This window comes from Pseudoalteromonas sp. UG3-2, assembly GCF_037120705.1.
In the GTDB taxonomy this organism is placed as follows: domain Bacteria; phylum Pseudomonadota; class Gammaproteobacteria; order Enterobacterales; family Alteromonadaceae; genus Pseudoalteromonas.
The window spans coordinates 210,502-224,522 of the sequence record NZ_JAWLJU010000002.1 but is presented as its reverse complement, the minus strand read 5'-3'; the positions used below and the strand labels follow the sequence as shown (position 1 = coordinate 224,522).

Sequence of the window (14,021 nt, the reverse complement as noted above, 5' to 3'; positions counted from 1 at the left end):
GTAGTTGTTACCAATCGTCTGCTGCGGGCGCTTATAATACTTATTTAAAATTTGAGTGCAACTGAAATAGCTAGTTTTTTTCACTTTTTATGACTAAGCGCCTAATTTTACCGCACTCAGTTCAAAAAGTAGCTTTTACATCTTGGCTAAACGTTCCGTTGCCAACTTTGCAGGGGTTGTGCTTGGGTACTCTTTAATCAAGTCATTGAGTAGTTGCTTAGCTGCTGCCGACTGCCCCTGCTTATGCATGATAGTACCGAGCTTCAACATCGCTTCTGGACGCTTGTTAGACTCCGGAAAGTCATCGACAACCGTTTTAAAGTGGCGCTTTGCAGTGTTGTCTTCAGACTTAATAATAAAAAGCTGGCCTAACCAATAGTGTGCATTAGGCACGTAAACCGAATTTGGAAACTGCTTCAGAAAACCTTGAAACTCTGGGATCGCAGCATCATAGCGCTTATCTTCAATAATCATCGCTACAGTACGATCATAGGCCTCATTTTCAGACAAGTTACTACTAAACGCTTGCTCTGGAGTGACATCTGGTACTGTGTTAACCGACTTCGATTGTTCATAAACCTGACTCACCCGATTCTCAATTTCTTGATACAACTCACGCTGACGCTGCAAAACTTTTTCCAGCTTATAGCTTTGCTCTTCTGTTACTCCCCGCACTTGACTTACTTCCTCTTGCAACATATTAAGTTGTTGCTGTAAATCAGCCTGCAGTAGGTTGCGATTTCTCATCATACTCTCTAGCTGAGAAATACGTTGCTCTAGTGTTTGAGTTGAATTTGCAGCTTCTGAAACAGGAGCGGGAGCAGCCCAAACTTGGGCGCTCCCGCTCATGAGAAAGAATGCTGCCAAAATAGTTTTCGGCTTCATAATAACTCTTTCTTAGTAAACTAATACCGCGCGACGGTTTTTAGCAAAAGCTTCTTCCGTACGTGACTTAACCATAGGCTTTTCTTCACCATAGCTGACAACAGAAATTTGGCTATCAGAAACACCTAGACTTTGCATGTACTTAGCTACCGCTTTACCACGACTTTCACCTAGTGCGATGTTGTACTCAGGCGTACCACGCTCATCAGCGTGACCTTCGATAAGTACTTTTACACTTGGGTTTTTAACCAAGAAGTCTGCGTGTGCTTGCAGTAGCTCAGTATATTGGCTCTGGATTGTTGACTTATCGAAATCAAAGTAAACAATTTGCTCTTGACGCAATGCTTCGTATTTTTCGCGTAGTTTTTCTTCTGCAGATTTTTCGCGAGTCATTGTATTTACATCAACAGTATTATCTTGAGTAGTTGCCGCTTGATTACTTTCGCTAGCCGCGCCCTCGTCAACGCTTGAAGAAGAGCTACAAGCTGCAAGTGTCATCACTGGCAACGCGACCATTAAGGCTTTTAGAGTTTTATTAAGTTGCATCGAGTATATTCCTATATCTTTTAAATCTAACCAGCAAAATTACTGTAAAAACGGCGACCAGGCAGGTGCCTTAACTTGGCCATTCGCGACAGGTAACCTTGCCTTGAATCGACCATCCATAGACACCAGTGCCAATACCTGCTTATTATTGTGCAAGGTGCTGTATATTATCATCGAACCATTTGGCGCAATACTCGGAGACTCATCCAGTCTCGTGCGAGTCAACACTTGAAACAGCCCGGAGTCTAATTCTTTTTTGGCTATATGGTAACGGCCAAGCGTGCGATTAACCATCACCAGTCGCTTGCCATCTGGTGTAATCGAACCCGCCAAGTTCATATCACCATCAAACGTTACACGTTTAGACCTACCAGTTTTTAAATTTAACTTATATATCTGAGCATTACCACCCCTTTCAGATGTATACACAATTTCTTGTCCATTTGGGTGCCAAGACGGCTCAGTATCTATACTACGATGACGCGTTAAGCGCTTTTCTTGTTTCGTTTTCAGGTCAATTACATAAACTTCCGTTGCGCCACCTTCATCTTTAGACAACACAGCGAGTAGTTTGGTGCCATCGGGAGAAAACTGCGGTGCACCGTTAATACCTGGGTAGCTAGTGATTAGCTCGCGCTTACCGGTATAAATATCTTGGATATAAATTTGTGACTGGCGGTTTTCAAAGGTCACATAAGCCAGTTTATTGGCATCTGGGGACCAAGCTGGTGACATTAATGGCTCTTTTGAACGTAACAGCACCTGTTCATTGTAGCCATCGTAGTCGGCCACAACTAACTGATAAGGTTTGTCTTGGCCGTCTCTGACAATAACGTAGGCAATTTTAGTTCTAAAAGCGCCCTTTTCACCGGTTAACGCTTCATAGACTACATCGCTGATCTGATGGGCATAATTTCTGAAACCAGAGCTTGAAATAACACTTTGGCGACCTTCCACAATATGGTCATCACTCTGCATTAAGCGGCCATTACTCATCATTCTGGTCTCGCCACCCGTTAGCTGAGCACGGATCACGTCGATCAGTTCATACTTCACTAAGTAGCGTCCCGCAGATTGTTGTGTCACGGTGCCTACTAAAACTGCTTCTACCCCTGCATCTACCCAAGCGGCGTAATCCACTTCAGAGTCAGTGGTTGGAAGCTGTGGCATATCCAGCTCAGCAATGGGTTTAAATTTACCACTGCGCATCAAGTCGGCGGCGATAACATCGCTTAAACTTGATGGCATTTCACCGGTGCCATTGTACTTAAATGGCACGATAGCGATAGGTCGGGCACTGTCTACCCCCTCGGTGATGACTATCTCAAGTGCAGCATAAGCGAACTGAGATATCCCCAAAGTTAGCACCATAAGTAAGGTTGTGAACTTCTTTAACATGTTCTGCCTTTATAAATTTGGTTTAATTGTTAGGTTTATATTTTTAAGCTGTTCAAACACGGCTTTGTCTTTTGACACCGGTAACGTATCCGCCATTTTTACTGCTCGGATGGCCGCTTCACAGACCAACTTATCTCCGCCCAGTGACTTAACGCTAGTGACCAAGCCATTAAAGCCTAAACGAATGTTCACTCGGCATTGTTTGCCTTTCATGGTTTCATCAATAAGTAAATTAGACTGAATGCGCTGCATGATCAGGGCTTTAAACTTATCGACTTCACTGAGAACTTGTTGCTGGCGAATTTTCGCACGCGCAGCCTGCTCTTTGGCTAACTGCTCACGCAACATCTGCTCTTCCATGGCTTTTTGTCGAGCACGCTCTGCGGCTTCAGCCTTGCGCTTTTCCTCGGCTTCACGGCGCTTTCTTGCTTCTTCTGCTTTACGCAAACGATCTTCTTCTGCTTTTCTTTGTGCTGCTGCTTTTTTGGCTGCCTCTTGTGCTGCGGCCTTTTCTGCTCTTGCTTTGTCAGCCTCGGCCCGCTGCTTTTGCTCAATTTCTCGAGCACGCTTCGCTTGCGCTTCGGCTTTTTTCTTCTCAGCCAGCTTAGCTTGACGCTCTTGCTCTAAACGCTTTATGCGCCTAGCTTCTGCTTCGCGCGCCTTTCTTGCTTGCTGAGCACGCTGCTCCAGCTCACGAATGCGGCGTTCTTCAGCGGCTTTCTTGTCTGCTTCTTGCTGTTTCAACTTGGCGATTTTCTGCTCAACCGCTTGTTGACTTACCGACACCGCCGATACCACTTTCTCAGAGGGTGCTTGGTCATTCTTAGGGTTTAGCGTCACTTCCATCACAGTAGGTGCTGGGGTATGAAAATTTGCCGTCGCAAAAAGCAGCCCACCAATAGCACCATGAAGCAGTACCGACTTAGTCACACTGTGCGATAATGTACTCATCCCTACTCCTCAAATGACTTCGTCATCAAGCCTACAGATGGCACACCCGCTTTTTTCAAAAAGTCCATTAAATACAATACTTCTTGATAAGACACGCGACCGGATCCTTTTATCATTACCGGAGTATCTGGGTTTTGCTCTAATTTCAACTTGATCACCGCGGCCACTTCAACCGCATCCATCGGGGCTTCAGGGTCGGTTCCTACGGTAACAAAGTAACGGCCTTCAGCGTCAATTGTGGCAATGATTGGTGGTGTGTCTTTGGTTTCTACTAGCTCAGACTCTTCCATCTGAGGTAAGTCCACCTTTACACCATGTTGGATCAGCGGTGCTGTTGCCATAAAAATGATCAGCAGCACTAACATCACATCGATGTATGGGACTACGTTTATTTCTGCAACGGGGCGGCGGCGCTTACGCTGGTACATTTTGCTTAGCCTCTACTTGTACTGCAGCCTGACGATATAGAATATTGGCAAACTCTTCCATAAAATTAATGTATTGCGTTTCCAGCTTTTCAACATTTTTAGCAAAACGGTTATAGGCCATCACCGCTGGGATCGCGGCAAACAAGCCCATGGCAGTAGCAATAAGCGCTTCAGCAATCCCCGGCGCAACCATTTGTAAGGTAGCTTGTTTCACTTCACCTAGTGCAATAAAGGCGTTCATGATCCCCCAAACGGTACCAAATAAGCCGATGTACGGACTGATAGAACCCACCGTAGCAAGAAACGATAAGCTCGACTCGAGTTTTTCAATTTCTCGAGATAAGGCAACTCGCATTGAGCGGTGTGTCCCCTCTACCACCACTGACGGCGACTGTATGTTGCCTTTTTTGTGTTTAGCGAACTCTTTAAATCCCGAAACAAATAAAGCTTCAATGCCCGTTGCAGCACCAGGTCTGGCAGATATTTCATTATATAATTTGCTTAAGTCCATTCCGGACCAAAACTTCTGCTCGAACTTTTTCGATTGGCTTTGCGCTTGTGAAATAATATTTTTGCGCTGAAAAATAATCGCCCAGGATGCAATAGACAAGCCGACCAGTGTCAACATCACCAGTTGCACCAAAAAACTGGCTTTTAAAATTAAATCGACAAAGTTTAGTCCCGATTCCACGTTATTATACTCCTACAAGTGTTTCGGCATTGTTAGCCATTTTATTGTTAGCGCGCTACACAGTGGTGCTGGCTTTGCAACAAAGCTGATGCATAGACCAGAGAAATCCACTAAAGGTTCAGCTAGTTTAACCACACAGCATATTCCTTACAATCGCAATACCGCGAATTCATTGTATTTGACGATAAACAACACAAATGTGCCAACGAATAGCGTTCGACTGCTCTTAACGAAGGAATAGTGCCTCCTTTACTTAAATCCTAAATATGAATCAAAATTGCATAAAAAGCCGCTTTTATGCAAAAAATGAGAATAAAACCTCAAAAAAAATTGGTCTTACCAATTAACAACAAATTATCTAATATTGATATTTTGCACAACTTTCATACAAATATATATTTTTCATATAGTTAATGGATAACACTTTTGACAATAAGCCTATAAATTGTACGAACAAAAAACTCATGACATTAGATTTATTTATCCGAAAAAATAATTTTTCTAGTTTGATGAATACCCTTCTTCACTATAATATACACCCTGTACTGAGCAAGCAGCTGAAGACTTCAGCAACGCACAGTTACTTGCAATAGGATTCTGATTTCGTATTGCAGAGATGGTGAGCTTAGTGGATAAAACCTTTGAGCAATTCATCTGTTCCCTGGATTACTTCCTTCAACTTGTTGTTTTGCCCGCATTGATTGCGGGCTTTTTTTTGCCTATTCAAAACTAATCACCCCTGCTCAACACAGCGGCTCAGCAGCAATTCCTGCCTTATAAATATCAAAGCAATGGTAACCAAATCTGGCTGAAAGCCGCTAGGTGCTGAGTACTTAGAAATGCCAGCTACTTTATCGATAAGAGACTTAATGGCGGTTGAATAGAGTAACAGTAAAAGCGAAAGGAAGGGTTGCCGAGCTAACTCGGCAGCTGATGATAGGCTAGCTTATTCTGACTTGGTCAGATCAAAGTGCAGATACGCTTTGTCGGATACTATCCGGCCTCTGGGGGTGCGTTGAATAAAACCCTGCTGGATTAGATAAGGCTCAAGCACATCTTCAATGGTTTCTTTCTCTTCACCAATGGCCGCCGCGAGGTTATCCAATCCCACAGGCCCTCCGGTGAATTTTTCAATGATGGCAAGTAAGTACTTTCGATCCATGTAATCAAAGCCGCACTTATCAACATCAACCATATCCAGAGCCAAATGAGCAATCTCTTCGCTAATGGTGCCATCGCCTTTCACCTCGGCAAAATCGCGCACCCTACGCAGTAAGCGGTTGGCTATTCGCGGTGTACCACGTGCCCGACGCGCCACTTCCAGCGCCCCCGGATCAGTGATTTGTAAATTAAGGTGATAGGCCGAGCGACTCACAATAGCAGATAAGTCTGTTACGGAATAAAACTCTAAACGCTGCACAATACCGAAGCGGTCCCGTAAAGGTGAGGTTAAAGAGCCCGCCCGTGTGGTCGCTCCCACTAGCGTAAACGGTGGTAAATCAAGCTTAATTGAACGCGCGGCGGGCCCTTCACCAATCATAATATCCAGCTGGTAGTCTTCCATTGCTGGGTAGAGTATCTCTTCAACTTGAGGGCTTAAACGGTGGATCTCATCAATAAACAGCACATCACCTTCTTCTAAATTGGTTAAAAGTGCTGCGAGATCTCCGGCTTTTTCTAAAACCGGACCCGATGTGGTTTTAATATTCACTTCCAGCTCATTGGCTACAATATTGGCTAAGGTGGTCTTACCAAGCCCAGGGGGACCAAAGATCAGTAGGTGGTCCAGCGCCTCTTTTCGTGTCCGCGCCGCTTCAATGAAGATTTCCATTTGTTTTTTGACGTGAGGCTGGCCCGTGTAATCACTTAGTAATTTAGGCCGTATTGCCCGGTCCACTAAATCTTCATTGCCTTGGATTTCTGGCTCTATTAATCTGTCCGCTTCTATCATAGTTACATCATCGATTTCAGAGCATCTTTAATAATGCTCTCAGTGCTCATGCCATTTTTGCTTGCTGATTTTACCGCTTTTTGCGCTTGTGTTTGCTTATAGCCCAAAGCAATTAATGCCGCAACAGCATCGTCTGCCGGAGTATCACTCACGGTAGGATCCTGTTGTGGAAACAGTATCGCGGCATCGCTAAATGGCGTCAATAAGTCATTGCCAAAGTCTTTGAGTTTATCTTTCATTTCTAATACTAGGCGTTCCGCCGTCTTTTTTCCTACCCCAGGGATTTTAACCAGGGTTGTGGCATCATCGTTGTTGACACAATTAACGAACTGCTCTGCCGACATGCCAGACAAAATCGCCAAGCCGAGTTTTGGCCCGACTCCATTTGCTTTGATCAAAGTACGGAATAAAGTGCGCGCAATTTTACTATTAAAGCCAAAGAGTAGCTGAGCATCTTCCCTCACAACAAAGTGAGTGAATACGGACACCTTTTCACCGACGTTGGGCAACTCATAGAAACAGGTCATTGGCATTTGCACTTCGTAGCCCACGCCATTAACGTCGAGCAAAATTTCTGGTGGTTGTTTCTCGAGCAATATTCCGTTTAACTTTCCTATCATGGTTATCTTAGCCTTCCTCTTACTGTTTTACGTGCAGCCCCAGACATTTTAATTAGGTTTTGTTTGGAATGTGCGTGACAAATGGCTACAGCTAAGGCGTCTGCAGCATCCGCCTGAGGCGTACCAGGTAACTTTAAAATACGTTTCACCATTTCCTGTACTTGTGACTTCTCTGCGCCCCCGGTCCCCGCGACGGCTTGCTTAATTTGCCGTGCAGAATATTCACTCACCGCTACATCTTGCATGGTCGCCGCCACAATCGCCGCACCACGGGCTTGGCCTAGCTTTAAGGCTGAGCTGGGGTTATGGGCCACAAAGACTTGCTCAATGGCAAAATCGCTTGGCGAAAACTGCTCAATTAATTGGGTAATGCCTTGGTAAATCGTTTTCAGGCGCGTTGGAAAGTCCTGCTCTCCTACTTTGATGCAGCCACTGCCAAGATATTGAAATTTTGCACCTTGGTGAGCAATGACACCATATCCAGTAAACCTTGAGCCCGGATCAATACCTAAAATAACAGCCAATCGCTTTTTCTCTTGATTTTTTTTCTATAATGCCAAAATACTGTATGAATTACCAGTGAAGTAACAAGCTCTTAGCCCCACTATATATTCGACTACCTCATTCCATACGAGCGATCACATGCAAATCAAGGTAATTTCCGTCCGCTATCAATTACAACTGCAAGTTACGTGTAAGAGTTTGCCCAATAATGCTAATGATTTCGTGAATGTTATGCTCAACTACTTTGCCGCACTGGAAAAAACAGTCGTCAAGGTTAACGGACATACTCCACCTCCCCTTGCTCAATCAGTTGCTGCTATACCGCAATCGCCAGCTCTTTTAACTCATCAGTGTTTACCACGTCTATCATCAAGTATGATGCTAGAGTGATTTCCTGTAATGTAATGACATCACAAATATTATGTGTACTACGCAAAAATACATTAACTAGGTTGACCAAAAAGCGGATATTTACCCTAAATAAAGACACTTGATCTATCTATAGCCCTATGCTATTTTAAAAAATGTTACACTATGTAAACATTTAACGCTGGCTAAAATATAAGGATATTTTTGTGACAATAATTATGAAGTCATTACTTTATGGAACGCTAGCCCTGAGTAATATCGCTATGTCAGCTTCTGCTGGTACGACCGCGACCAATTACAAAACCGAAATTTGCTACTCCTGTAACTCTAACAATGCTATAACCTTCGCCAAACAATATCTTCCTACGGTAGAGTGCAAGGTAAGTGGACCATTTGATTATGATTATACTCAGCAATGTTACTCGCAACCGCAAGACGTACTCATTATTAACGCGAATTCAGGTCAAAAATGGTACTACCAACTCACCCACACCAATCAAGGCAAGTTTCGTCACGAGTTAATACTCAATACGACTAAAAAAAGCCTACCTGTTGACGCCAATAATCTTGCCGACGAATTACTACGTTACTATGCGGCTTGGGACAGGGCCACCTCTAAAGTTAACACTGAATACCAGTCTCAGTCAGTACAATTAAATATGCTTACTCAGACTCTTAAAAGTCGAGGTTCAATAACTTCAGAGTCACCAAACAATTGTGAACACGAGCCGATCACTCGCGCAGCCCACTTTGCTTATAATGTAAAAGCAAGAGCAAACTTGCATAAAATCTTAGTAAATCAATTTCAACAGGAATACGGAAGTGTTGATGGAGCATTTGAAACCAAGCAAATGACCGCACTCAACTTTTCTGTGAGTAAAGGTGGTGTAGGGCTTGGCGGCAGCTGGCAGTATGTGCCAGAAACTCGCTCAGTCAGTGTAACATTCACGGACGCCATCAACGGAAACCACACCATAGTCTACGACATTTTCAAAGGCCCAAGAGGTAGAGGACTAGACTTTGAACTTGCAGAACATGCTTCTTTTTTCGGTGGCAGTAGGATCAAAGATTTAAAAACATCAAGACCTGTCAACGTTTCCAACTGCATGCTCGAGGTACTAAATCAACACCTACCAGCAAGTATAGCTGGCGGCGGTGGTGGCGGACGTGAGCCAGTTAACCTTGGAAAAGCTTACGATAGAATCCCAGGCCGAAGTTTTGGTGGTATCGGCGGCCCTCAAACCTGCACATGGACTTTTTATGATCCATGGGGGGAGCCATATTTTAGTATGGAAGGCGCCTGCCCCTAGCTGGTTAATACATAAAAGTAAAAGAGGCGACCTACGCCAGCTCTTTTAACTCATCAGTGTTTACCACATCTATCATCAAGTATGATGCTAGGGTGATTTCCTGTAATGCAATGACATCACAAATATTATGTGTACTACGCAAAAATACATTAACTAGGTTGACCAAAAAGCGGATATTTACCCTAAATAAAGACACTTGATCTATCTATAGCCCTATGCTATTTTCAAAAATGTTACATTATGTAAATATTTAACGCTGGCTAAAATATAAGGATATTTTTGTGACAATAATTATGAAGTCATTACTCTATGGAACGCTAGCCCTGAGTAATATCGCTATGTCAGCTTCTGCTAGTACGACCGCGACCAATTACAAAACCGAAATTTGCTACTCCTGTAACTCTAACAATGCCATCACCTTCGCCAAACAATACCCTCCTACGGTAGAGTGTAAGGTAAGTGGACCATTTGATTATGATTATACTCAGCAATGTTACTCGCAACCGCGAGACGTACTCATTATTAACGCGAATTCAGGTCAAAAATGGTACTACCAACTCACCCACACCAATCAAGGTAAGTTTCGTCACGAGTTAATACTCAATACGACTAAAAAAAGCCTACCTGTTGACGCCAATAATCTTGCCGACGAATTACTACGTTACTATGCGGCTTGGGACAGGGCCACCTCTAAAGTTAACACTGAATACCAGTCTCAGTCAGTACAATTAAATATGCTTACTCAGGCTCTTAAAAGTCGGGGTTCAATAACTTCAGAGTCACCAAACAACTGTGTAAACGAGCCGATCACTCGCGCAGCTAATTTTGCTTACAATATTACCGCAAGATCAAACTTAAGACGAAGCTTAGCTAGTGCACTCGAAGAGGCATACGGAAGCATTAGAGGATCTTTCGAAACCAAGCAAATGACCGCATTAAGCTTCTCTGTTAGCAGAGGTGCAGCTGTACTGTCTGGCAGTTGGCAATATGTACCAGTAAATCGATCGACCCGTGTAAATTTTTATGACCCCGTAAACGGTAATTATACGATTGTCTATAATGTTTTTCCCGGACCAAGAGGTGTTGGTTTAGATATTGAGCTAAACGAAGCCATAAGCTTTCTTGGTGGCCATGCGATTAAAGACTTAAAAACATCAAGACCTGTCAACGTTTCCAACTGCATGCTCGAGGTACTAAATCAACACCTACCAGCAAGTATAGCTGGCGGCGGTGGTGGCGGACGTGAGCCAGTTAACCTTGGAAAAGCTTACGATAGAATCCCAGGCCGAAGTTTTGGTGGTATCGGCGGCCCTCAAACCTGCACATGGACTTTTTATGATCCATGGGGGGAGCCATATTTTAGTATGGAAGGCGCCTGCCCCTAGTTGGTTAATACATAAAAGTAAAAGAGGCGACCTACGCCGCCTCTTTTATTTAAGGTTAACGGACTTACTCCACTTCACCTTGCTCAATCAGTTGCTGCTATACCGCAACCGCCAGCTCTTTTAACTCATCAGTGTTTACCACATCTATCATCAAGTATGATGCTAGAGTGATTTCCTGTAATGCAATGACATCACAAATATTATGTGTACTACGCAAAAATACATTAACTATGTTGACCAAAAGCGGACATCTTTACCCTAAACAGAGACAGTTGACCTATCTACAGCACCATGCTATTTTCATAAAAATTACATTTAGTAAACATTTAATCATTTTAGAGTATAAGGATATGTTTAATGAGTAAAATTACGAGCGCACTGCTTTATGGAACGCTAGCCCTGAGTAATATCGCTATGTCAGCTTCTGCTCGTACGACCGCGACCAATTACAAAACCGAAATTTGCTACTCCTGTAACTCTAACAATGCCCTCACCTTCGCCAAACAATATCCTCCTACGGTAGAGTGCAAGGTAAGTGGACCATTTGATTATGATTATACTCAGCAATGTTACTCGCAACCGCAAGACGTACTCATTATTAATGCGAATTCAGGTCAAAAGTGGTACTTCAAGTTATCCCATGCAAATCAAGGAAGCTTCCGCTATCAATTAGAGCTGCAAGTTACGCCGCAAAGATTACCCAATAATGCCAATGCTCTCGCAAATGAGCTGCTCAACTATTACACCGCACTTGATAGAACAGTCGCCAAGATAAGCGAGCAATATCAGTCTCCAACGATGCAGTCAGAACTACAGGCTCAGGCGCAAGAATCAAGGTTTGGGAGAGCGACTGAATCGCCTAATAACTGTGAAAACACACCCATAACTCGAGCCGCTCATTTTGCATATAATGGCCATGCGAGAACCAGACTACGCAGCAGTTTACATAATCAGTTCATTGACGAGTTTGGCAGTGTGCGGGGGGCTTTTGATTCTTCTAGAATAACCGCTTTTAACTTCTCAGTGAGCCGAGGTAGCGTTGAGCTTGGCGGCGGTTGGGAGTATGTACCCGAGACCCACTTCGTTCTAGTAGACTTTTATGACCCCAGCAGTGGCCATCATACCGTGGGTTATGATGTTTCTTACTCTGATGTGCCAGGTAGATCCGGATTAGATATTAAACTAAATGAAAACATGACCAAATTTGGCGGCCGAACTATCGCAGACTGGAAAAGCACTCGCCCCGAAGAGGTCTCTAACTGCATGCTGGAGGTGCTCAATAAGCACTTGAAGGCCGGAGTCACTGGAGACACAGGTGGCGGCGGCGGAGGAGTAGATATTCCACCTAGCTATGATCTGATCCCTGCCAGAAGTTGGGGAGGCGGTGGTGGAAGCGACCCTCAAACTTGTACATGGACTTTTTATGATCCATGGGGTGAGCCATATTTTAGTATGGAAGGTGCCTGCCCTTAGTTAGCTCATACATAAAAGTAAAGGAAGCAGCCTAGGTCGCCTCCTTTATTTAAGGTTAACGGACTTACTCCACTTCACCTTGCTCAATCAGTTGCTGCTATACCGCAACTGCCAGCTCTTTTAACTCATCAGTGTTTACCACGTCTATCATCAAGTATGATGCTAGAGTGGTTTCCTGTAATGCAATGACATCACAAATATTATATGTACTACGCAAAAATACATTAACTAGGTTGACCAAAAAGCGGACATTTACCCTAAATAAAGACACTTGATCTATCTATAGCCCTATGCTATTTTCAAAAATGTTACATCTTGCAAACATTTGACGCAGGCTAAAATATAAGGATATTTTTGTGACAATAATTATGAAGTCATTACTTTATGGAACGCTAGCCCTGAGTAATATCGCTATGTCAGCTTCTGCTAGTACGACCGCGACCAATTACAAAACCGAAATTTGCTACTCCTGTAACTCTAACAATGCCATCACCTTCGCCAAACAATATCCTCCTACGGTAGAGTGTAAGGTAAGTGGACCATTTGATTATGATTATACTCAGCAATGTTACTCGCAACCGCGAGACGTACTCATTATTAACGCGAATTCAGGTCAAAAGTGGTACTTCAAGTTATCCCATGCAAATCAAGGAAGCTTCCGCTATCAATTAGAGCTGCAAGTTACGCCGCAAAGTTTACCCAACAATGCCAATGCTCTCGCAAATGAGCTGCTCAACTATTACACCGCACTGGATAGAACAGTCGCCAAGATAAGCGAGCAATATCAGTCTCAAACGATGCAGTCAGAACTACAGGCTCAGGCGCAAGAATCAAGGTTTGGGAGAGCGACTGAATCGCCTAATAACTGTGAAAACACACCCATAACTCGAGCCGCTCATTTTGCATATAATGGCCATGCGAGAACCAGGCTACGCAGCAGTTTACATAATCAGTTCATTGACGAGTTTAGCAGTGTGCGGGGGGCTTTTGATTCTTCTAGAATAACCGCTTTTAACTTCTCAGTGAGCCGAGGTAGCGTTGAGCTTGGCGGCAGTTGGGAGTATGTACCCGAGACCCGCTTCGTTCAGGTAGACTTTTATGACCCCAGCAATGGCCATCATACCGTGGCTTATAATGTTCATTCGGGCCAAGGTGGGCGCGGGCTAACTATTAAGTTAAACGAAGACATGACCAAATTTGGCGGCCGAACTATCGCAGACTGGAAAAGCACTCGCCCCGAAGAGGTCTCTAACTGCATGCTGGAGGTGCTCAATAAGCACTTGAAGGCCGGAGTCACTGGAGACACAGGTGGCGGCGGCGGAGGAGTAGATATTCCACCTAGCTATGATCTGATCCCTGCCAGAAGTTGGGGAGGCGGTGGTGGAAGCGGCCCTCAAACTTGTACATGGACTTTTTATGATCCATGGGGTGAGCCATATTTTAGTATGGAAGGCGCCTGCCCTTAGTTAGTTAACACATAAAAGTAAAAGAGGCGGCCTATGCCGCCTCT

The 14,021-nt window shown here is 44.0% G+C and carries 13 protein-coding genes; 4 read left to right on the top strand and 9 right to left on the bottom strand.

Annotated elements, in window-relative coordinates:
* Positions 1 to 135: 135 nt before the first annotated feature.
* The 9 genes from ybgF to ruvC all read right to left on the bottom strand — a co-directional run bounded on the left by ybgF (position 136) and on the right by ruvC (position 7,994).
* Entirely contained in the window at positions 136 to 885 is a 750-nt protein-coding gene (gene ybgF / locus R3P39_RS04300; protein WP_336565882.1) for a tol-pal system protein YbgF, read from the bottom strand.
* Between the two features lie 12 nt (positions 886 to 897).
* Positions 898 to 1,431, bottom strand: coding sequence for a peptidoglycan-associated lipoprotein Pal (pal, locus tag R3P39_RS04295; RefSeq protein ID WP_336565880.1), 534 nt, complete (start codon positions 1,429 to 1,431; stop codon positions 898 to 900).
* A 39-nt stretch (positions 1,432 to 1,470) separates the two neighbouring features.
* Positions 1,471 to 2,829 (bottom strand): Tol-Pal system beta propeller repeat protein TolB, encoded by a 1,359-nt coding sequence (gene tolB, locus R3P39_RS04290; protein WP_336565879.1) that lies wholly within the window; start codon positions 2,827 to 2,829, stop codon positions 1,471 to 1,473.
* A gap of 9 nt (positions 2,830 to 2,838) precedes the next feature.
* On the bottom strand, positions 2,839 to 3,780 hold the full coding sequence (gene tolA / locus R3P39_RS04285; RefSeq protein WP_336565878.1) for a cell envelope integrity protein TolA: 942 nt from the start codon (positions 3,778 to 3,780) through the stop codon (positions 2,839 to 2,841).
* 2 nt (positions 3,781 to 3,782) lie between these two features.
* Entirely contained in the window at positions 3,783 to 4,208 is a 426-nt protein-coding gene (gene tolR, locus R3P39_RS04280; RefSeq protein ID WP_336565876.1) for a protein TolR, read from the bottom strand.
* Positions 4,195 to 4,899, bottom strand: a complete 705-nt coding sequence (tolQ, locus tag R3P39_RS04275; protein WP_336565875.1) for a protein TolQ — start codon at positions 4,897 to 4,899, stop codon at positions 4,195 to 4,197. Before tolQ ends, tolR begins: the two co-directional genes overlap by 14 nt.
* Positions 4,900 to 5,845: 946 nt before the next feature.
* Positions 5,846 to 6,850 (bottom strand): Holliday junction branch migration DNA helicase RuvB, encoded by a 1,005-nt coding sequence (gene ruvB / locus R3P39_RS04270; RefSeq protein ID WP_336565874.1) that lies wholly within the window; start codon positions 6,848 to 6,850, stop codon positions 5,846 to 5,848.
* Between the two features lie 2 nt (positions 6,851 to 6,852).
* Positions 6,853 to 7,470 (bottom strand): Holliday junction branch migration protein RuvA, encoded by a 618-nt coding sequence (ruvA, locus tag R3P39_RS04265; RefSeq protein WP_336565873.1) that lies wholly within the window; start codon positions 7,468 to 7,470, stop codon positions 6,853 to 6,855.
* 2 nt (positions 7,471 to 7,472) lie between these two features.
* A complete protein-coding gene (gene ruvC / locus R3P39_RS04260; protein ID WP_336565872.1) occupies positions 7,473 to 7,994 on the bottom strand; it encodes a crossover junction endodeoxyribonuclease RuvC in 522 nt (173 codons plus the stop codon).
* Between the two features lie 567 nt (positions 7,995 to 8,561).
* On the opposite strand from ruvC, the gene R3P39_RS04255 reads away from it, so the two are divergent.
* The 4 genes from R3P39_RS04255 (at position 8,562) to R3P39_RS04240 (ending at position 13,977) form a co-directional block, all read left to right on the top strand.
* Positions 8,562 to 9,653, top strand: coding sequence for a hypothetical protein (locus R3P39_RS04255; RefSeq protein WP_336565871.1), 1,092 nt, complete (start codon positions 8,562 to 8,564; stop codon positions 9,651 to 9,653).
* Positions 9,654 to 9,934: 281 nt separating this feature from the next.
* Complete coding sequence (locus R3P39_RS04250; protein ID WP_336565869.1) at positions 9,935 to 11,038, top strand: hypothetical protein; 1,104 nt, start codon at positions 9,935 to 9,937, stop codon at positions 11,036 to 11,038.
* A gap of 357 nt (positions 11,039 to 11,395) precedes the next feature.
* Positions 11,396 to 12,511, top strand: a complete 1,116-nt coding sequence (locus R3P39_RS04245) for a hypothetical protein (RefSeq protein ID WP_336565868.1) — start codon at positions 11,396 to 11,398, stop codon at positions 12,509 to 12,511.
* A 356-nt stretch (positions 12,512 to 12,867) separates the two neighbouring features.
* Positions 12,868 to 13,977: a hypothetical protein gene (locus R3P39_RS04240; RefSeq protein ID WP_336565867.1), complete on the top strand. Its 1,110-nt coding sequence runs from the start codon at positions 12,868 to 12,870 to the stop codon at positions 13,975 to 13,977.
* The last annotated feature ends 44 nt before the right edge of the window (positions 13,978 to 14,021 follow it).